General features: G+C 65.5%; 14 protein-coding genes. 2 read left to right on the top strand and 12 right to left on the bottom strand.

Going from position 1 to position 21,028, the window contains the following annotated elements; genetic code table 11:
• Positions 1 to 63 precede the first annotated feature (63 nt).
• Together ACVOKU_RS02720 and prfB are read right to left on the bottom strand one after the other, a co-directional pair.
• On the bottom strand, positions 64 to 846 hold the full coding sequence (locus tag ACVOKU_RS02720) for a helix-turn-helix transcriptional regulator (protein ID WP_481559000.1): 783 nt from the start codon (positions 844 to 846) through the stop codon (positions 64 to 66).
• A 45-nt stretch (positions 847 to 891) separates the two neighbouring features.
• Positions 892 to 2,017 (bottom strand): peptide chain release factor 2 gene (prfB, locus tag ACVOKU_RS02715; protein ID WP_111186457.1). Its coding sequence is split into 2 segments (ribosomal slippage): positions 892 to 1,941 and positions 1,943 to 2,017, totalling 1,125 coding nucleotides; the frame shifts between segments, so codons are not numbered across the junction.
• Positions 2,018 to 2,200: 183 nt separating this feature from the next.
• Between prfB and ACVOKU_RS02710 the strand changes: the two genes are divergently transcribed.
• On the top strand, positions 2,201 to 2,941 hold the full coding sequence (locus ACVOKU_RS02710) for a M48 family metallopeptidase (RefSeq protein WP_128988730.1): 741 nt from the start codon (positions 2,201 to 2,203) through the stop codon (positions 2,939 to 2,941).
• Positions 2,942 to 2,979: 38 nt separating this feature from the next.
• On the opposite strand, the gene ACVOKU_RS02705 is transcribed toward ACVOKU_RS02710, so the two are convergent.
• Positions 2,980 to 3,840, bottom strand: coding sequence for a LytTR family DNA-binding domain-containing protein (locus ACVOKU_RS02705; protein WP_481558999.1), 861 nt, complete (start codon positions 3,838 to 3,840; stop codon positions 2,980 to 2,982).
• Positions 3,841 to 4,015: 175 nt separating this feature from the next.
• Between ACVOKU_RS02705 and ACVOKU_RS02700 the strand changes: the two genes are divergently transcribed.
• A complete protein-coding gene (locus tag ACVOKU_RS02700) occupies positions 4,016 to 5,224 on the top strand; it encodes an acyltransferase family protein (protein WP_481558998.1) in 1,209 nt (402 codons plus the stop codon).
• Positions 5,225 to 5,288: 64 nt separating this feature from the next.
• On the opposite strand, the gene ACVOKU_RS02695 is transcribed toward ACVOKU_RS02700, so the two are convergent.
• The 9 genes from ACVOKU_RS02695 to recJ form a co-directional block, all read right to left on the bottom strand.
• Entirely contained in the window at positions 5,289 to 8,195 is a 2,907-nt protein-coding gene (locus ACVOKU_RS02695) for a VIT domain-containing protein (RefSeq protein ID WP_481558997.1), read from the bottom strand.
• A gap of 167 nt (positions 8,196 to 8,362) precedes the next feature.
• Complete coding sequence (locus ACVOKU_RS02690; protein WP_481558996.1) at positions 8,363 to 8,950, bottom strand: SUKH-4 family immunity protein; 588 nt, start codon at positions 8,948 to 8,950, stop codon at positions 8,363 to 8,365.
• Between the two features lie 176 nt (positions 8,951 to 9,126).
• Positions 9,127 to 9,993 carry a hypothetical protein gene (locus ACVOKU_RS02685; RefSeq protein WP_481558995.1) on the bottom strand — a complete coding sequence of 289 codons (867 nt, stop codon included), beginning with the start codon at positions 9,991 to 9,993 and terminating at the stop codon, positions 9,127 to 9,129.
• 53 nt (positions 9,994 to 10,046) lie between these two features.
• Positions 10,047 to 10,547, bottom strand: coding sequence for an SMI1/KNR4 family protein (locus ACVOKU_RS02680; protein WP_481558994.1), 501 nt, complete (start codon positions 10,545 to 10,547; stop codon positions 10,047 to 10,049).
• A gap of 1 nt (position 10,548) precedes the next feature.
• Complete coding sequence (locus ACVOKU_RS02675; RefSeq protein WP_481558993.1) at positions 10,549 to 14,979, bottom strand: RHS repeat-associated core domain-containing protein; 4,431 nt, start codon at positions 14,977 to 14,979, stop codon at positions 10,549 to 10,551.
• Between the two features lie 19 nt (positions 14,980 to 14,998).
• Positions 14,999 to 15,127, bottom strand: a complete 129-nt coding sequence (locus ACVOKU_RS02670) for a hypothetical protein (protein WP_006441023.1) — start codon at positions 15,125 to 15,127, stop codon at positions 14,999 to 15,001.
• Positions 15,124 to 16,740 carry a hypothetical protein gene (locus tag ACVOKU_RS02665; RefSeq protein ID WP_481558992.1) on the bottom strand — a complete coding sequence of 539 codons (1,617 nt, stop codon included), beginning with the start codon at positions 16,738 to 16,740 and terminating at the stop codon, positions 15,124 to 15,126. The genes ACVOKU_RS02670 and ACVOKU_RS02665 overlap by 4 nt, the downstream gene beginning before the upstream one ends.
• A gap of 19 nt (positions 16,741 to 16,759) precedes the next feature.
• A complete protein-coding gene (locus ACVOKU_RS02660; RefSeq protein WP_481558991.1) occupies positions 16,760 to 19,003 on the bottom strand; it encodes a type VI secretion system Vgr family protein in 2,244 nt (747 codons plus the stop codon).
• A gap of 200 nt (positions 19,004 to 19,203) precedes the next feature.
• Positions 19,204 to 20,961 carry a single-stranded-DNA-specific exonuclease RecJ gene (gene recJ, locus ACVOKU_RS02655; protein WP_481558990.1) on the bottom strand — a complete coding sequence of 586 codons (1,758 nt, stop codon included), beginning with the start codon at positions 20,959 to 20,961 and terminating at the stop codon, positions 19,204 to 19,206.
• Positions 20,962 to 21,028: the final 67 nt, after the last annotated feature.

The raw sequence follows: 21,028 nt of genomic DNA, 5'->3' as shown, positions 1-21,028 counted from the left end.
TGCTGTTGCTGTTGCCGTGGCTTGAAGCCTCTGCGGGTGCAGGGCGCAGCCCTGCCGACCCACCTACTTTCGCGGCAGGTAGGTGACCAACGACAGGTCGTGCCGGCTCTCCGGCACCAGCGCCACGTACTGCAGGTCCAGCAACCCGCGCGTGGGGTGGTTCAGCTTCTTCGCCCCCTCGTCGAAGCGGCGCACATCATGCTCCGGCCACCACTGCCGGAACGTATCGCTGTGGGCAGCGATGTCCTCGGCCAGCGCCAGGAAAGGCGCCTTGTCCTGCGCCTGCGCCATCGCCGCGCGGAAGCCGGCCAGCAGGCCCCGGGCCATCTCCTCCCAGTTGAGGATCAACGTGCGATAGGGCGGATACAGGAACATCAGCCGCAGCGTATTGCGTTCATGCGGCGCCAGCTGGCTGTAGTCGACGAACAGCTCGGCAATGGCCTGATTCCAGGCCAGGATGTCGAAACGGGTGTTGCGTACGTAGGCCGGAATCGGCTGCATCGCGTCCACCAGCTGGCGCAGGCCATCGGTCACGCTTTCATCTGGCGACTCCAGCGGAACGCCATAGCCGGACAGCGCGAACGCATATGCGCGCTCGTCATCGCTCATCCGCAACACCCGGGCCAGGCGCTCGAGCACTTCCGGCGACGCACGCACTTCACGTCCCTGCTCGATCCAGGTGTACCAGCTGACACTGACCCCCACCGCCAGCGCCACTTCCTCGCGCTTCAGGCCGGGGGTACGCCGGCGCCCGGCCGGCAGGCCCAGCGTGGCCGGGTCGACACGGGCGCGGCAGGCCTTGAGGAAACCACCGAGCTCCCTGCGTTCACTCTCGCTGCGCATCATCGCCCTCCGTTGCGGAAGGCGATGATATCGGCGCAGGCATGCGCATCAGGCATCGACGCGCTTTGACCCCACCGCCAGGCCGGCCTTCAGGCTGGCCTCGACGAACTCATCCAGGTCACCATCGAGCACCTTCTGCGTATCGGAACGCTCGATGCCCGTGCGCAGGTCCTTGATGCGGCTCTGATCGAGCACGTAATTGCGGATCTGGCTGCCCCAGCCGATGTCGGACTTGGTCGCTTCCACGGCATCCTTCTCCGCGTTGCGCTTCTGGATCTCGAGCTCGTAGAGCTTTGCGGCCAGCATTTTCATCGCGTTGTCGCGGTTCTGGTGCTGGCTGCGGCCGGTCTGGCACGCCACCACGATGTTGGTCGGAATGTGGGTGATGCGCACCGCCGACTCGGTCTTGTTGACGTGCTGACCACCGGCGCCGGACGAACGGTAGACGTCGGTGCGCAGATCGGCCGGGTTGATGGTGATGTCGATGTTGTCGTCGATCTCCGGCGACACGAACACCGAGGTGAAGCTGGTGTGGCGACGGTTGTCCGAGTCGAACGGCGACTTGCGCACCAGGCGGTGCACGCCGGTCTCGGTCTTCAGCCAGCCATAGGCATAGTCGCCTTCCACGCGCAGTGTGGCCGACTTGATGCCCGCCACATCACCGCCGGACACTTCCATCAGCTCGGTCTTCCAGCCACGCGATTCGCACCAGCGCAGGTACATGCGCAGCAGGATCTCGGCCCAGTCCTGGGCTTCGGTACCACCGGCACCGGCCTGGATGTCGACGAACGCAGCGGCATTGTCCATCTCGCCGGAGAACATGCGCTGGAACTCCAGCTTCTCGACGTGCGACTGGTGCTTGTCCAGATCGGCAACCACGGCCAGCGCGGTGTCCTCGTCCTGCTCGGACTCGGCCAGCTCCAGCAGCTCGGTCGCATCCTTCAGGCCATCGAGCACCGAGGCGATGCCGCCCACGGTCTTTTCCAGGCTGGAGCGCTCGCGCCCCAGGTTCTGGGCGTACTCGGCGTTGTTCCAGACGTCGGGGTTTTCAAGCTCCCGCGTTACTTCTTCAAGACGCTCTTTCTTGGCGTCGTAGTCAAAGATACCCCCGAAGCGACAGCACGCGATCGGTCAGATCGGTGATGCGCTGGCGGACAGGATTCAGTTCGATCATGTCGGCGGTCGTGCGTTCAAAAAATGACTGTCAATGATAACGCAGGCGCCCGGCGGGCGGCGAGGCACCCCCAGCGGCCCCGCCGGCGGCTGGACAAGGGCCGGGCTGAAGCCGGTAGACTTCCCGGCCGCCGCGGCAACAGGGGGACGCGCGGCCCATCCCAACCCAAGGAGCACCATTTCAATGAAGATCATGCGTTCCACCCTGTGCCTGGCCGCCTGCCTGCTGGCCGCCAATGCCTCGGCCATCGACCTGAAGGGCCTGACCAGCACCGGCCTGAAGGCCGGCAAGGCGCTGACCCTGTCCGACGCAGAGGTCTCGGCGGCCGCCGACCAGGCCTGCACCTACATGGACAAGGAGAACCAGCTGGCACCCGCCAACGATCCCTATGCCCAGCGCCTGGCCAAGATCACCCAGGGGCTCGCCAACGAGGACGGCCTGAACCTGAACTTCAAGGTCTACCGGACCGCCGATGTCAACGCCTGGGCGATGGCTAACGGCTGCGTCCGCGTCTACACCGGCCTGATGGACATGGCCAGTGATGACGAAGTGCGTGGCGTGATCGGCCACGAAATCGGCCACGTGAAGCTGGGCCACAGCAAGACCAAGATGCGCACCGCGCTGCTCGCATCGGCCGGCCGCGAAGGCCTGGCAGCGTCGGGCAACGGCAACCTGACCCAGCTCAGCCAGGGCCAGCTCGGCGACCTCGCCGAGGGTTTCGTCAACGCGCAGTTCTCGCAGAAGGAAGAGAGCGCGGCGGACGAGTACGGCTACCAGTTCATGAAGCGCCACAACTATGATCCGGCGGCCCTGGCCAGCATGTTCCGCAAGCTGTCCAGCGAAGGCGGCCTGATGTCGTCGCACCCCGGCTCGGAAGCCCGCGCCGCGCGCATCGACGCGATGATCAAGAAAGACAGGAAGTAAGCACGAAGGGGCCGGGCGGTCCGCAGGTCCGCCCGCCCCTATCCTCCCGCCAGCGCCTGCCGCAGCAGCGGCAGCTGGCGCCTGCTGCAGGGAATCTTCGCCCCATCGGCCATGTGCAGCAGGGCCTCGCCGCCATCCAGCGGCTCGATGGAGCGCAGCTGCCCACGGTTGATCAGCCAGCTGCGATGCGGCCGCAGGAACACCAGCGGATCCAGCCGCAGTTCCAGCACCGCCATGGTGATCCGCAGCGGATAGTCATGGCCGCGGACCCGCAGATTCACGTAGTTCCCAGCAGCCTGGGCGTACTCGACATCCTCGGTGGCGACCAGGAACTCCTTGCCCAGCTTGCGCACCAGGAAGTGCTGCGGGCGCTCGACCGGCTCGACCGGCGGGCCGACATCCGGCGCGGCCAGCAGGGATGCCTCACCCTGGCGGCGGCGGCCGAACCAGCCAGCAAGGTGCTCCAGGGCCACGAACAACGCGAACGTGCGGACATCCTTCAGGTACTCGTAGGCAAAGCGCTGCAACCAGCCGTCATCGTCCTGGTAGTGATGGCCAAGTGCGGCGTACGCGAGGTGGCGGATCACCATCATCCCCACCACGTGCAGCAGCGACCACCCCACGCTGGCCAGCAGGTACAGCGGCAGCAGGCGCTTCCAGGTGTCGGCATGCAACGGCCAGCGCTGGCACCCCCACCACAGCAGCGGCAGGGTCAGCAGCACCGCTCCGGCGCTGCTGAACTCCCAGACCAGGGGCTCCCACAGGGCCAGGGCGGTGCCGTGGCGCCCGGAATCCATCACTTCCACCAGCGCGTTCGTCACTGCGGTCGCCGACAGGATCGCGGCCCACACCAGCAGACGACTTGACGTTCGCCAGCGCGGCAGTCTGCCCTGAGCCATTGCTGCATCCATCTCGTCGCGGTCCCTCAGCGTGCATCAAGGGAGCGAGCGTAGCCTCCCCGTTGATCCCGGCACGCCCGCCATTGGTCACTACCGCGGCACCGGTGGCCCCCTGCCGCTTACGCCGCCACCTTTGCGGACGCAGTCTGGCGTCACCTTCCTGCCGGTTGCGGCCATGACCCGACGCCATGACATCGACACGCTCCGCGTGCTCGCCTTCGCCCTGCTCATCCTTTACCACGCGGCCATGGCCTACGTGGATGGCTGGGGCTTCCATCTCAAGAGCGCCTACACAGCCGAGTGGCTGCAGTGGCCGATGATCGCTCTGAACCGCTGGCGCATGCCACTGCTGTTCGTGATCTCGGGTATCGCCCTGGGTCTCTCGTTGCCGCGGCACGGACGCCACCGGTTCGCACTGAAACGCAGCGGACGCCTGCTGCTGCCCCTGTTGTTCGGCATCGTCGCGGTCGTCTCGCTGCAGGCCTACTGCGAAGCGGTGGACAAGGGCGATGTGACGCCAGGGCTCGGCGCCTTCCTCTGGCGTTACTGGCAGTTCCGGCCGTGGCCAGGCGCACATTTCGACGGCGCAGCCTACGGGTTCACCTGGAATCACCTGTGGTATCTGGCGTACCTGGTGCCCTACACCCTGCTGGCCATCGCGCTGGCCGGTCCGATGCAGGCCCTGTGGGCGCGGCTGCCGTCATGGCGGCCCGATGACCGCCTGATCGCGATCATCGGCCTGGTGCTGCCGGTGCTCTGGCTGGCCTGGGCCCTGCTGGTGGTGATGCCTGCGTGGCCGCCCACCCATGCGCTGCTGAACGACCTCTACGTGCATGCCGAATCCCTGCCCCTGTTCCTGGCCGGTTTCTGGGCCGCACGCTGGCAACGCGGCTGGGACCTGCTCGTGCGCGGCCGGCGCCTGACGTTGGCGCTGGCCGTGATCGGGCTCCTGGTCGAACTCGGCATCCGCGCCCTGGGCCGGATGCCCGACCTTGACCAGCTCGATCCATGGGTGCTGTCGCTGCCATGGGCGCAGACCGAGCGCGTCGGCCGGGCCCTGTACACCTGGTGCGCACTGCTGGCGATGTTCGGCTGGGCCCGCGTGCTGCTCGACCAGCCGTGGCGTGGCCTCGACTACTGCCGAGAGGCGGTCTTCAGCTGGTACATCCTGCACCAGACCGTGCTGATCGTCCTGCTCTACTGGCTGCGGCCCCTTCAGCTCGGCCCCTGGCTGGAACCGGCTCTGCTGGTTGCCGGCACCGTCGCCGGCTGCCTGCTGATCCACGAGCTGCTGATCCGTCGCGTCCGCTGGCTGCGCCCCCTGTTCGGCCTGCGCGTCCATCGGCCATCGCCTTCGGTGGCAGGCGCGGCGACGGCACCGTGACACCATCGCGTGGAGCCGGGGCGTGCCCGGCTCCGACTCAAGCCTGCCCGAACTGAGCTCGGCGCTATCTGACCTCGAACTCGCCCACCAGCACCGTTTCGGCACGATCCTTCAACCGCAGGGTGACGCTCTGATCCTTCTGCCTTGCCGTGCCCCAATGGGTGGTCAGGCGCAGCATCAGGGTCGTGGCACCGGTCACCAGCTGCTGGCGACTGCCGAAATAATTGGCCTCCACCTTGTACCTGCCCGGCTTGGCATCGCGCAGCGAGAACTGCTCGGGTCCATAGCCTCCGGTGAAGTCCTGTGACATCTGTCCCCCCTGGTAGGTCAGACGATTGCCGTAGTACGCCCGCTCGCCGTTCGGGTCGATCACCCACAGGTCCATGTCGCTGTTGTCCGCATCCCACGACAGCACTACCCGCAGGTCCAGCGGCATCGGCTGCAGCAGGCGCGGGTCGATGGCCGAGGTATCAAGCCCTGGCGTGCTGCGTGCAACCAGCTGGGTCAGCTCGTCCAGCGCGATCAGTGCAATGCCGTTGAACCGGCTGTCCCAGGGCCGCGTCACCACCTGGTACAGCGGCGCCAGCGCCTGCTGTGGCCGGCCCGCCGCCGCCAGGGCCAGGCCGAGATCACGGAAGCTCTGCGGCTCCTCCTCGCCCATCGCCAACACCTGCTCGAACACCGGCACCGCCAGCATCGGTGCGTCGGCCTGCATCAGGCGGTAGCCGAGCACGCGCAGCAGATGGCGGTTGTCCAGGTCCATCTCGGCCAGGTTGGACAGCACGCGCAGGGCCAGGTCCCGCTGCCCCTGCTCCAGCAACAGATCGGCCACGTCGAGAAAGAACGCACTGCTGTCGGCATGCGCGGCGCGCTCGGCCAGGTAGCGGTCGTACAGCTGCGAGGACGGCCCCTGGCGCAGGCGCCGGGCAATGGCCGAATCTGGCTGCCATGCGGCCAGCTGGATGCCGAGCGCACCGCTGTTCGCTGCCGCCCCTGCCGCTGCGGCAGCGCCGCTCCCTGTGCTCGCATCGCGTGCGGCTTCCTGTGCAGGTGCCGAGCGACGGGCGCGTGCACGCGACACCTGGACGTCGCGTTCCGCGGCCGCAAGCATCGGTGCGGGCGCGGGAGGTGCGGCCGCGAGCATCGCTGCCGGCGCGGCGGCCGACGCAGAGACGGCAACCCTGTCCAACGCCTTTCCCTGCAACTGCGGCGGCGTGTCTTTCGGCCAGCTGCGGCGCCACCACTCCCGGCGCTCCTGCCACTGTGCGGCGATGTCGTCCAGGCGACGGCGCTCGGCGGCGCTGCGGTCAGCGACCACGCGTGCAAAGCGGGCGTCGTACTCGGTCCGCAGCGCGCCGGCAGGCCGGATCGCGTAGCGCAGGTAATCGTCCAGCGTCTCCAGCACGATCAACGAGGTATCCGGACCGACCAGGCCGAACTGCTGCGACAGGCGCTGCATCGCCTCACGGTTGCCGCGACGGTCGGCGGCCAGCTGCTGCAGCCGCGCCTGCGCCCACAGGCCGGCCAGCAGTTCTCCATTGCCGCTCGTCTGTGTCGCGGGCAGCGCCAGCCATTGGCCGCCGACGCGGACCCGCATCGGCACGCCGTCCGCCGCCAGCCGCGAGTGCAGCCACAGCCAGCCCTGCGCTTCACTGCGACGATCGATCACCACGTCCTGTACACCGCGGCCCGCATCGACCTGCACGTCCAGCGGCGAAGACAGCAGTTCACGTGCAGCGGAATCGACATCCGTTCCCAGGGCGACGAAGCGACCGCCATGTGATTCGCTCCAACCCCGCAGCCGAACGACATCGGTATGTGCGCCCGCACTGCTGACCGCGAACAGGCGCTGGTCGGCGGCGAGCGTCGGCAACACCTGCGGGCCGTAGGTCAACAGACCGTCGCTGACCAGCAGGTACTCCTTCACGGCTGCCTGCGGCTGCCACTGCGCCAGCGCGCTGGCGCCATCCGGGCGGACGGCCTGCAACGCCTGCCGCAATGCCGACCAGTCACCGCCGCGGATACGGAAGCGACGCACCGGCTCGGCCCGGTCACGCAGGACCGTCAACGCGACCGTGCCGTTTCCCAGCACAGCAAAGTAACGGTCCAGCAGTGCAAACTCCCGCGAACGGTCACGCCGGCCTGATGAGCCGGAGCCATCCCACAGCAGGCCGATATCGGTCGGCAGCGTACGCGGCGCGTTATCGACCGGCACCGGCAGCTGTGCCAGCAGATAGTGACCGTCCTGCCACGGTGCGACCTGTACCCGTGCCTGACGTGATGCCGGGAGCGTCCACTGCAGCTGCGCCGGCAACAGGGCGCCTCGGCCCTGCCAATGCAGTTGCCCCTCAGTGAAGCGGAACGGCCCTGCGCTCGTGGTCGCCGCATCCGGCGCCTGCAGCGTCAGCTCGACCGAGGCCGCGCCGGCGGCGAACTGCAACGGCAAGGTCCATTGCCAGCCGTGGGCGGCAAACGCCAGCGGTTCGCGCAGCACCAGCTGCACACGGCGGCTGCCGCCGGCGGGCAACGGGTAGACACGCAGGCGGAACTGATTGCCGGCGGTCTGCTCCAGCAGGCCCGGATCGACGCCGCGACGCGCGATGTCCTCGAACACCTGACGCCCCCGGTCCTTGGGCACGGGCACCGCCTCGCGCAACTGGCCATCGATATCCAGGGCGAAGCCGGTGATCTGCTGGCCGTCAGCCAGCGGGAACTGCAGCTCGCCCTCCATGACCCGGCGATTGGGGTTGTGGAACTCCAACGTGACGCGGGTCTGGGCGATACCCGCCTGGGCCTCCCCTTCGATGGAGGCCCGACGCAGCACGATGGGCTGCTCGGCGCCCGCGACCTGCAGCAACGGGACCGCACGAACCGGCCGGACGGCCGGACGGCCGTGGGTCTGGGCGGCCGCGGTGAAGGCGCAGAGCAGCAGCGCCAGCAGGCACAGCACACGACGAAGGACGGGCGACATGGTACGTCTCCAGAGCGAGGACGAACTGTTCAACGCCTGGCGGGCCGGATCGGGGTTGATCGGGTGATCGTCCGCGATGGCTCTGGAAGATATTGCTGCCGGACGCCACCCAGTGGTCGTCCGGACACTGCTGCGACAACCCAATGTCGCCTTACAGGACCGACACCTCAAATAAGGCCATCCTGGATCTGCTCCAGAACAATTGACCACCATGACCCTTCCGTCAGTGCCGCGGCATCAAGGCTCCTCCACTCCGACACCATGGCCTTGATCGCCTCACTGCGATCGAATCGCGGCTTTGCAGAGCGCTTGGGAATCTCACCCCGCTTGAATGCCTCCAGCCGGGCCTGCATCTCCGCCTGGGAGTAGACAACGGGACCGGAATCTTCCACCTTTGCCTGGGCCTGGAATGCCTCATACGCTTCGAGAAACCCGAGGAAGCTCGACAGGCGTCCATTCACGATCTGACGTCCGCCATCGCCCACGGCAAGTACCTCGCCACCCGCCGACAGGCACAGCAGCAGATCCTCGCCCCATGGCTCCCGCGCGATAGCCAGAAGTCCGGTGCCATCGATCTCGACCACGTGGGGCACTTCGAACTGAACAACAGGCACATCGCCGGACAGCCTTGAAGGAAGCCCCAGCCGCAACATCAGCTCACTCGTCGACGGCTCCAGTCCGAAATCCCGAAGGACCTGGGCACTCACCTCCAACGAACCCGAGCCATAAACGCGGGAGAATGCAGTTTCAGCCACGCATGAACCTCATGCTGTTCCAGCGAGCACGGATCGGCGCCGCGACGAGCGACTTCCTCGAACACCTGGCTTCCGCGGTCCCTGGGCACCGGTACCGCCTCGCACAACCCGCCGGAGGGTGGACAGCGGCACCGATCCACCTGGCTCAGCAGACCGGCACCGCACATGCAATGTGGCTAGGTCGTCGCTCCGATGGTGCGCTTCTGAAGCGATTCGATCTTTGCCTGTATTTTCTCCAGACCCACCTTTCCGCAACCCACGAGCGTCAACTCACGAAGCGCGGAAAGATCATTGATGACCTCGATGTTGGCAATCTTCTTGCAGTACTGGATATCCAGTTTCCTGAGCTGCTCGAGCCCCACCAGTGCACGGATGTCTGTCAGCGAACTCAGATTCTTCAGCCATACCGACGTCAACGCGGCAAGTGTCTCGATGCCATCGAGGCCTTTCAGCTTCGTGCCACCCAACAGTCCCAGGCGCTCTAGGCCACCAGCCGATGCAGACAGGATGTTGAAGATCTCACCATCCACGGGGACATTCAGAATGTTCAGTTCTTCCAGAGGCAGGGCCAGGGCCTGCCTGAGATTCTTCAATGACCGGTCTGGATAGAGCGAAAGTACTTTCAACGCGGGGAAGCTTGATGTGTCGAAGCGCACCGGCACGTCGACATACAGCGTCCTCAGATTGGGTAGCACAACGCCCGGCCAGGCCAACGTCCCCGTGCCAAGATGGATGCTCAATGCCTCGATGCTCTCAGGCAGAAGTCCTTCCTCGAGTCCATCCATGATCGACGGTGCGATTGATCCCGGCCCGATGCTGAGCTTCTTGAGACCCCGCATTTCCTTGAGGATCTCCGGAAGCGCTTCGAGCTTGTCGCCGGGAGGTGACCAGAGGTGAACCTGCTCGATCCGGGCGAGCCTCTCAGTGTTGAAAGGGGCGTTGAAGAACACCCGCTCAGCACCCGGAGTCGGGAATGCTGCTTCGTGTCTGCCATGCATCAGAACAACTTTCTGCACGCGCTTTCCGATCTGGCCGATGCCCACGTACTGCAGCCGCGTCTGCGCGCCAGCGGATGTTGCCGGTGCGCACCCGGCAACTAGCGCCCAAAGAATAGTTCGTCGTACCGGCCATTCATCGCCGCAGTGAGAAATTCGTCGAATGTCTCGGCAAGCCTGGTAACACTTTCAAACTCGGGCTCAACGCCGTGCACAACCGCACCAGAGCTCCGGCCCAGCCCAACGAATTGATAGTCTCCGTCGACCGCCATAAAAATCGGCAAATACTCTGCCCAGAACTTTCGAACATCCTCGCCATCAGCATCCGTCATTGCAGCGTCAATGCTCATTTTCTCAAACTCATCCCAGGAGAACGCGCCATCCGAGACACCCGCAAACTCCTCGATTGAGACGAACCACCGTGACTCATCCTTGTTCGAGAGCGATGTGAAATTCGAAAGAAACTCCAAGTAAAAGGCCGGAACATCTGCATGTATCGAATCATCGACAACAGGCGGCGATCCATCACCACCACCCCTGCCAACCAAAATCCAGCCGTTTCCCACAAGAAAATCCAGGAAATTCGAGTACAGAATATTCATATCAGCTCCTACACTGCGCCTTTATCACATTTATTATTCTTCTCTGCAATCCAGTTGCAGCACTATGATTCGGATTCTTAATCTTTCTCGTTTCATTCGTAATCGTTAGTACCTGCCCCTCTGGCCCACCCAGCGCCAAGCCGTGAGGATGATGGCCACCGGATTCTCCAGGTTTGGCGCGAATAACGTCCACTTCCGATTTCGGCCGATAGAACACGGGCGTACTATCCGGATCGATGCCCTGCCACTCAGGCGCGCTCTTGAATTTATCCCTAGCCTCCTGCAATAGATCCGGGTAATCCTTCAACCACTCAGCAAGTGTTTTTGTTACATAGAGCCCCAGCGCATCAAACCAGCGAAACGGATTCCTTGCATATCCATATATGTTTACTCCACCAGCAATAGAAATTGGATCCTCTGAAACATACGAACCCGCGTGCGGATCGTAATAGCGATATCTATTGTAGTGGAGGCCGGTTTCAAGGTCCGCGTACTGCCCTTGGAATCTGATGAAGTTGTGAACCCCGTCATCGAAGCGTTCCTCATGCAACTTGCCCCAACCATCATACGAGCCTGACCAGCCGCACCTCCCGTCGCGACAAAGCAGCCGGATGGGCCGTCCATTAGGATCAACTTGATAGACCCATACCTCCTTTCCCGGTTGGTTTTCCTTGACCTTGGCACCTGAAGATCCCAGCTCGCCCACGAGGCTTGAAACGGGATCGGCGAATGCCGCTTCACTGTGAAGCGGCTCGGGTGGCTTTTCACCGCGCTCGACCACCTCGGCGGCAATGATTGACCCACTTGAGCCCAATGATGCTCCACCGCCCAACAAACCGATACCGCGTTTACCGGCCCCAACTGTGGAACTCACTGGTATTGAAGCACGATTACGATGCAGCGGAGCATCTGTGCCGCTCGCTGCGGGAGTTGGAGCACTGCTAGTTGCGCTTACGCCCCTGCTGGAGCGCTCTACAACCAACGCCAACGGCACAAACGTACCCGGGTAGTACACATACTCCCGCACCCGCTCATGCAGCCTCTCCAGCTGCCGCTGCCGACGCCGTACCTCGACCAGGCTGCCCACATTCCCGACCCACACCGGCGCCGCCTCTTCGGCGTCATTGGCCTGCTGCACTTCGCCCAGCAACGCATCACCATCCCAGAAGAACCACGTCGTCTGCGTCGGGTTGCGCTTGAACACCCGCCGCCCCAGCGGGTCATAGCCGTAGTACGTTGACTGCCCGTTGCGGCGGCTCTCCGCCAACCGATGGTTGGCATCCCAGATCAGCGTCAGGTCATCCGGCGCATCCCCTTGCGGTGCGCCCTTGCGCACCAGATCACCCGCCCGGTCAAACACGTAGTGCACGCCCTGATAGGTGCCTTCGCGCGTCCAGGTGGTCAGGTCGTCGTCGTCGCCGCCTACCACCTTGCGCGCCTGCACCTGCTTCACTTCGGTGCGCAGCCGGTCGCCGGCCGGATCGTTGAAGTAGCGCTCGACCCTTCCCTTCGGGTCGATGTGCTGCAGCAGGCGCCCGATCGCGTCGTAGCGGTACTCATCGACGCCCTGTGCGCTGTCGCTACGTTTGGTCAGGTTGCCACTGCGGTCGTAGTCGTAACGCGTCTCGAACAACGGGGCGGCATCTTTCAACACCGACTGTGAGGTCAGCAGGTTGCGGCTGTCGTAGGTGAACTCGCGTTGCAATTGCGGGCTCAGCTGCTCGCGCGTGGTGCGGCCCAGCGCGTCGCGCTCCATCGAGATCGGCGGCTCGTCATTGATGGCCACCGATACGGTCTGGTCGCGCAAGTCGTAGCCGAACGCTAACCGATTGCCGGCAGCGGTCTCGCGCAGTACGCGGTTGCCTACTTCATCATAGGCATAGCCGACGCGGAACCCGTCCTGCAGTTCCTCCAGCAATTGCCCCAGCGGGTCATACCGGCGCTTCACTGTACGCACCGGATTGCGCAGCTCGACAATCTGGCCCTGCACGTCGTAGACAAAGTGTTCCTGCACCTGCTGTCCAGGATGGCGTACATCCGGCAGCGTCTTGCGGGTGATGCGCCCGAGCTTGTCGGTGGTGAAGGCGATGCGCTGGCCCAGCGGATCCACGGTAGCGGTCAGTCGTCCGGCCGCGTCATAGGTATAGCGCCGCGACTGCCCCCAGTAGTCCACTTCCTCGACGATGCGGCCCAGCGCGTCGCGCACCAGCTGATAGGTTTCGCCGCGCTGGTTGATGACCGCGATGAGCTGCTCTTCGGTGTCGTAGCGGTACTCCACGCTGTGACCATCGGCCTGCAGGCGCTTGCTGATCTGTCCGATGCCCACGTACTGCAGCCGCGTCTGCGCGCCAGCTTCGTCGGTATAGCGCAGCAGCTGATCTTCGGCATCATACTCGCAACGCACACCGTTGCCGTCGGGGCCAGCGGTGGCCAGTAGGCGTCCCTTGGCGTCGTACTCGTAGCGGCTGACCTGCCCCAGCGGGTCGACCTGGCGCAGCAGGTTGCCGAGTGGATCATGCTCAAACCGGCTCTGATGGCCCAGCGCATCGATAACCGCGGCCACCAGTCCATGACGGTCATAGCGCAGTTGCGTGACCGCGTGCCGTGCGTTGGTCTGCGCCTGCAACTGGCCCTGTGCGTCGTAGTCGAAGCGGGTGGTTGCACCCAATGGATCGGTCTGGCTGACCAGCAGGCCCTGGCCATTGTAGGCCTGCTGCCAGTCGACACCATCCGGCGTACGCAACGACACCATGTGGTCGTCCAGGTCGTACTCCATCTGGATCGACGTGCCATCGGCGCGGGTCAGGCAGACCAGGTTGCCATGCGCATCATAGGCAAACGCCGTGCGCAGCCCCTCCGGGTCGGTCACCGCCACGGTCCGCCCGAAATCGTCGTACTCGAACAGCGTCACGCCATCGAGCGGATCGATCTCGCACAGCGGCAGCTGGTTCTCGTCGAACTTGACCACGCTCAGGTGACCCAGCGAGTCGGTCACCCGGGTCTCGCGCAGCAGCGCGTCGTACTCGAAGTGATAATCGTAGAGACCGCCATCGCCCCACGAATGCACTACCCTGCCCTGCGCATCGAACGCATAGTGGAACGACAGGCCCACGCGGTCGGTATGCCGCACCATGCGGTGACGTTCATAGGCAAACGTGCGTGGTGCCCCCAGTGCGTCGACTGCCGCCAGCAGGTCACCTTCGGCACTGTACCGGTAGCTCACCAGCGGATGGGCCAGGCCGGTGGCGGGGTCGTGCAGGGCCATGCGCTCAATGTGGCCGTGGCGCGCCTCCACTTCGATGAAGCGGCCCTGCAGGTCACCGATACCGCTCTCGACGATGCGCACCAGATGGCCGTCGCGACGCTCGAAGCGCCAGTGGTTGCCATGCGCATCCTCGATGCGCTCGATCGGCCAGGACTGCGGGCCCGGCAACGCGCTGACACCTGCAGGCAGCTCGCCACCGAACACGTACTGCAGGCCGTTCTTGAAGCGCACCCGCCACTGCCCGCGCCGCCTCAGCAGGCGCGCGCCATCGACGAAATCGAGAATCGCCCCGGCCGCTCCCTCAGCGGGCGGCAGCTCGGGGAAGAACGCGACCTGGTCGGGGCCGGACAGCCAGACGCTGCCGTCGGCCAGTAGCTCCAGGCGGATGTCTGCCGGCGTCTGCCAGCCCGCGCCGCAAAGACCCGGCGCGCCCGCGTGGCGCGAGCCGTAGCTGCGTTGCCAGGTGAGTGGCAAGCGGCCCGGTACATCGAAATCCTGGTGGTTGACCACCACGCTGCCATCACGGATATCCACCGGCTCGGCGCGAAGCACCTTGCACTTCAGGAAACCCGAGGGCAGGTTTCCCCACTTGCCCCGCCGCCAATTGGCAAAGGCATCCATCTTCTTGCGGAAGAACGCACTCTTGCGCAGCTTGCCCAGGCCTGCGAACGCCGCGCGGAACGCGAGCGCCGTCCACGACACCGTCGGCGGTCCTCCCACCTTGACGCTGGTGGGAATGGCCACGTTCAGGCCGGTCGGCAGTGACATCGCCCGAAGTGGCTTCTTCGGCTTCTTCACCCGGAACGGGTTGATCATGCCGGCCAGGTTGCAGTCCAGCACCGGCATCGCCAGCCGCGAGAACGGCTCGCCATCGGCCGACACGGTACGACTGCCCATGAAGATCTCTTCGCCGTCGAACTGCGGCCCCATCGGTGCCGCCAACGGCGGCCCCCACACACCGAGCGGGATGTGGATGTCCAGGCCGCCGGTACCGGCGGTGCCGCGATGCACGCCGTTGACCTTGATGGTCGAACCGATGAACGGGATGTAGTCGAACGGATCGAGCACCAGGCCGATGTGCGGCGTCGGCAGCGGGCACGGCGGCACCGCATACATGTGGATGTCGATACCCAGCTGCGGATCGAAATGCTTGGCGGCGATGCTCACGGCAACACTCCCTGTTGCTTTACAAGGCGCGGAACAACGCGCGCAGGAACGCCTTTACTTCGTCACGGTACTCGGCGCTGATCCAGGTCACGACGATGATGCCAAGCACGATGGCCACCAGCATCACCACGGTCTTGTTCGACTTCATGCAACAGCCACTCCTGTAACGGCGGGTCCGGCAGGCGTCGCCACGGGCGGCTGCAGCAGGCCACTGGGATCGGGCAGCGGCTGCATCGCCGGGGGCTCGCTCCACACCGGAATCTCGTGGTCGAGCGGGTGTTCGATCGCCGGCAGGCCGTTCCAGCCCGGGTCGAGGAAATCACGGCCGACGGCCACGATCTTGCGGAAGAATTCGTCACCGCCCTGGATCAGCCGCTCGCGTTCCTGCTGCGCACGATGGAAGCCGCGTTCCAGCGCGGCATCGAGCTCGGCGTCGATGGCATCCAGCGCCGGACGCGGGGGACGCGGGCCGAGGGCGCGCCCCTGCGCGTCGGCTCTCTCCAGCAGGCCGGTGCTGGCCTGCAGGTAGTCAGTGGCGACCTGCTGCAGTTGCTGGCAGCGTCGTGCGTCCTGAAGCTGCAGCAGATCCCACAATGCTTGCGGCAGCGTCGTCGCCTTGCGATCGGCCGGCGACAGCGGCTTGGCGATGCGGATCGCCTCCAGCAGCTGCGTGCGCGCCGCCTCGCGCTGGCCCGCCTGCACGTAACACCAGCCCGCCATGCGCTGGCCCTCCAGTGCGAACATGGGGTGCGGAATGCTGGCTGCGGACGCAGATGCCTGCAGGTAGGTCTGTGCCGCACGCTCGGGTTGCTTGGCCGCCAACCAGCAGCCCGCTTCACCGAACCAGCTCTGCATCACCAGTTCCGGCGCGGCAGGATTGCCGCTGGCACGTGCACCTTCGGCGGCGCTGCGTGCCTGCCGGTAGCTGTTGATCGCCTGGCTGTGATCGCCATGCTTCAGCCAGGCACCAGCCACCATCATCTGCACCACCGACTGCTGGTCCTGCCAGCCGTGCCGCTGCGCCAGGCCCTGCGCGCGTCCGGCGCGGGCCACCACCTGCGAAGGACTGCCTCGCTCCAGCAGCAGCATCAGGTCCGCCAACAGCTGCCGGTACAGCACTTCCGGACCGCGACCACCGGATTGCGCGGCGGTATCCCGGGCAATCGCAAACATGTCGACCGGTGCGGTGACCACCCGTGCGGTCCTGGCATGACGCTCCAGCAGCGGCTGCCAGCGCGGGTCCTCTTCGGTATCCACCAGCACCAGCCGCAGGCGCTCTCCGGGCGCAGCGGCCAGCGCCGCATCCAGCCAGCGCTCGAAGCCTTCACCGGGTACGCAACGCTCCGGTTCCAGCACGGCAGCCAGCAGGCGCAGATGCTCGCCGTGATGGTCGATGAAACTCTCCAGCACATCGACCACACCCTGCGCGCTGTCCGGATGCGCCTCGCTCGGGCCACGCCAGCCCAATGGCACCTGCTGCGCGCGCAGATCGTCCTGGCTGGCCAGATAACGGTCGAGCAGATCCTGCTTGACCTGCCGGCTGTAACGGAAGCCCAGCTCATAGGCGGTATCGATGCGCAGGAAGCAGTCCGGCGTATCACGCCCTGCGTCGTTGCGCTGCATCTCGAAAAACGCGGCCAGCAGGCGGCTGGCGGCAGCCGGCAGACGCCATACCAACAGGCGCCTGCTGCTGTCGGCGCTGGCCTCCAGCCAGGCGTCGCGCAATGCGTTCAGGCCGCGCAGCATGGGGGTGTCCTGCATGGTGTATCTCCCGTGCTGTTCAGCAGTTGAGCTTGATCTCGCTGCCGTTGACTGACACACCGCCTGCGTCGATGACCACCTCCGAGCCACCGGCGGTGATCTTGATGGCGCTGTCGGTGATCTCGATGACCGAGCCACCCACCTTGGTGGACAGCTTGACCGCCGACTCCAGGCTCATCGCGCCATCCGAGCCCTGGCTGTGCGTACCGGTCACGTCCTGGCTGAAATTGCCGGTGACATCGATCACCCGCTCGCCGACATTGCTGTCGTCGACCTTGCCCTGCACGCTGCGCTTGTCATGACCGGTAATGGTCACCTCCCGCGCGGCATTAAGCGTCTCCGTCACCAGTCCGCCGACCGTGCGACTGGAGGTCGAGGTGACGGTCTCGGTCCACGTGCCGGTGCGCTGGCTGGTGAAGTTGCCGGTCAGGGTGGTCTTGAAGTCGCCGGTGATGGTTTCGGTATAGCCGGCCGCAGAGATCGTCTTGGTTTCCCCTGCTTCGTACTTCTCGGTCACCGCACCGGTCACATTGGTGGTGCGGGTGCCGGTGACGCCGAGCGTGTCGGTGCCGGTGACCGTGATGCCGCGGTTGCCACCGACGCTGATGTCCTGGTTGGCGCCGACGTCCATTCGATGATTGACCGACACCGATGTGGACTTGTTGTTCTTGACGCTGGCGTTCTGGTCGTTGAGCACGGTGGTGACCATGTCACGCTGCGCCCGCATGTTCAGCAGCTCGCCACCGGCGCCATCATGCATGGTGATCTCATTCCAGCCCGCGCCCTTGACCGTCTTCGACTTGAGGCCGCTCACCTCCATGCCGAACGGCGGCATGTTGTCCTCGTTGTAGACACGACCGGTGATGATGGGGCGGTCCGGGTCGCCGTCGAGGAAATCGACGATCACCTCCTGGCCCACGCGCGGCGGCGATACGCCACCCATGTCGGCGCCTGCCCACGGACTCGCACTGCGGATCCAGCACGAGGCATTCTCGCGGCGATCGAGCTGGCGGTCCCAATGGAACTGCACTTTCACCCGGCCGTAGCGGTCGGCATGCAGCTCCTCTCCCGGTGGACCGACCACGGTGGCGGTCTGCGGACCCGGCATGCGCGGCCATGGCGTCCGCCGCAGCGGCCTGTAGGGGATACGACGGCGCAGCACCTCGGCCTGCACTTCGACACTCGGGGCTTCAGCGCTGCCGAAATCGGCAGCGAAATTATTGTGGCCTTCCCGCTGCACGCTCACCACGAAGAAGCTGCGGTCGGTATCGTCACGTCCGATGAAATCCGGGTGCCGCTCCAGTTCGAAGCAGGCGCCGGCATCGAGTTCACCGGCATTGCCCGCGCACTCGAACAGCTTGGTCGGCCACGCCACTTCCTCGTTGCGCACCGCCGCCAGCGCTTGGCCAATGCGGCTGTTGGTGAAACGCGCCGCACCGTCGTAGCGGTACTGCTCGAGCGGCGGCAGCAGGCCCAGCGGCACCTGGTTGCCCTGGTTGCCATCCAGCGTCTGGCCCGGCTGCTTGAAGTCGAAACTGCGCAGGGTCTGCACGCTGGGCCCGACGCGTCGGCGTGCACCCCAGCGGTGCAGGCCGGTGCTGGCCAGCGTGCCCTGGTCGGACACGAACGCGATGGGCTGCGGTTCGCCGTGCGCGGTGCTCAGCGTTGAATCGTCGCTGATCACCATCGTATGGCCCTCTTCGTCATGGACGAAGCTGTAGTACAGGCCGGCATCTTCCAGCAGGCGACTGACGAAGGCGAAATCGGACTCGTTGTACTGCACGCAGTACGGCAGTGGCGGCAGCTTGCCGGCATTGAGGTCGTAGCGGAACTTCGCCAGCTGTGCGTAGCCCTGGAACACCTCCTCGATGATCTGCAGCACGTTGCGGTCCTGGAAGATCCGGCAGTTGCAGGTGTAATCGAGGAAGGCGAACCAGGGCGCGAGCTCGGCCCGGTAGGCACTGAACTGGGCCTGTTGGCCGGTACTGGCGAACTCGCGAACGTAGCCGTGCACGCTGCGGTTGCCGAATTCATCGCCCAGCTGCAGGCGCAGCGGCTGCCCGACCAGTTGTTTCAGTTCCAGCCGCGACTGGATCGACAGCAGTTCGATGCGGTAGGCGAACGGGCTGGACACCGCCTCGCTGCCCTCGAAACGCTTGACCAGGAAAGTATCCGGATCCAGAGCGGTTTCGACGCGGATCAGGCGTCGGTCCTGGTGCAGGCGCTGCAGTGCGGCGCCGGGAAGCAGTGATTCGGCGTACATCGGGCGTTCCGTCGTCCCATGTTGGTCGTGGCCCGACTTTGCCACCGGCAGGTGACATGCGCCAGCTTTTTGACGCTTTTGCCTCTGGATAAAGAGATGAATTCATTAAGGAAATTCAAGGAACTGCGAATTTCCTCACATTTCCTTCGCCGCCACCGTGTCGCCAATGCTCGCCCCGGCAGGAGTGCGGGAACGCTCCCTCATGCCGGCAGGCAGTGCTCGACGATCAGCTGGATGGCATTGCCACCGCGATAGTCATCGCAGGCCAGCCGGTAGGCCAGATGCACATGGCGGCTCGGCGCATTGCCGTGCCAGCCGCCAAAATGGATCGCGTTGATCGTGCCGGGCACGCCCGGCAGGCGCAGCTCCAGCTTGAGGTGGCGTTCCTTCAGCACGCGCCAGTTGGCCACCTCGAAATGGCCATCGAACAGCGGCTCCGGGAAGCCCTGCCCCCAAGGACCGGCCAGGCGCAGCGCATCGGCATGGCGATGGTCGAGCTCGTCCGCCGCCAGTTCACCGTCGCTGAGCACCTGCTGTTGAAGTGCCGCTGGGTCGAGCATCTCCAGCACGACGGCAACGAAGGCCGCCTTGAAGGCGTCGACATGATCGAGCCGCAGGCTGAGGCCGGCCGCCATGGCGTGACCGCCGAAGCGCTCGATCAGGCCGGGATGTCGTGAATCGACCAATGCCAGCGCGTCACGGATATGCAGGCCCGGAATCGAACGCGCGGAGCCACGCAGGGTGTCGGCACCGGGCTCGGCCGGCGCGAAGGCGATCACCGGCCGGTGCAGGCGATCCTTCATCTTCGAGGCTACCAGACCGACCACGCCCGGATGCCAGTCCGCATCGAACAGGCAGGCGGCCACCGGCCGCTGGCCGGAGGTATCCAGCACGACCCGCGCCAGCGCCTGCTCCGCGTCGTCGGTCATCGACTGCTGCACGGCGCGGCGCTCGCTGTTGATCTGCTCCAGCATCTGCGCGATGTCGCGCGCCTGCCGCGGGTCCTCGGTCAGCAGCAGCGCGATGCCCAGCGCCATGTCTTCCAGCCGACCGGCGGCATTCAGGCGTGGGCCCAGGGCGAAGCCGATATCGGTGGCGGTCAGTCGCGCCGCATCGCGCCCGCTGGCTTCGATCAGCGCCTTCAGGCCGACACAGCCCTGCCCCGAACGCAATCTGCGCAGGCCCGCACTGACCAGTGCGCGGTTGTTCGGATCCAGCGCCACCAGGTCGGCGACGGTGCCGACCGCCACCAGGTCCAGCAGCGTGGTCAGGTCCGGGCCCTTGCCATCGGCGAACACGCCGGCCTCGCGCATCCGCCGGCGCAGCGCCATCAGCACGTAGAAGATCACGCCGACACCGGCCAGCGACTTGCTGGGAAATGCGTCGCCATCCAGGTTCGGATCGACGATCACGTCGGCCGCAGGCAGCTGCGGACCCGGCAGATGATGGTCGGTGACCAGTACCTGCCAGCCACGCGCCTTGGCGGCCGCGACGCCGGCATGGCATGCAATGCCATGGTCGACGGTGACCAGCAGGTCCGGTTTCAGCTCGGCCAGTTCCTCCACCAGCGAGGGCGACAGTCCATAGCCGTGCACCATCCGGTTGGGCACCGCATGGAAGACATGCTGTGCGCCGAGCATGCGCAGGCCGCGCGCGCCGACCGCACAGGCGGTAGCGCCATCACAGTCGAAATCGCCGACCACCAGGATGCGCTTGTCATTGGCGATGGCCTCGACCAGCAGGTCGACCGCAGCGTCGATGCCGGTCAGCAGTTCGGGGGCATGCAGATTGCCCAGCTTCGGCAGCGCCAGTTCCGGCGTCCCCGCGCCACGGCTGGCATAGAGACGTGCAAGCAGTGGCAGCGTTCCTTCCGGCCATGCAGCCGGCGTCGCAGCCTCACGGCGTCGGATTGTCGGCGTATCGGAAGACGGCAGCGCTGGATCGGCGGCAAGGGACATCGGCATCGCCGGTTGCGGAAGACCCGAGGATGATACCGCGCGTTGAAAAGCCAGGGGCTGGCAGTGC

The sequence above is a fragment of the Stenotrophomonas sp. STEN147 genome, from assembly GCF_056757995.1.
The sequence above is the reverse complement of the archived record's forward strand: the minus strand, read 5'-3'. Positions and strand labels throughout refer to the sequence as shown.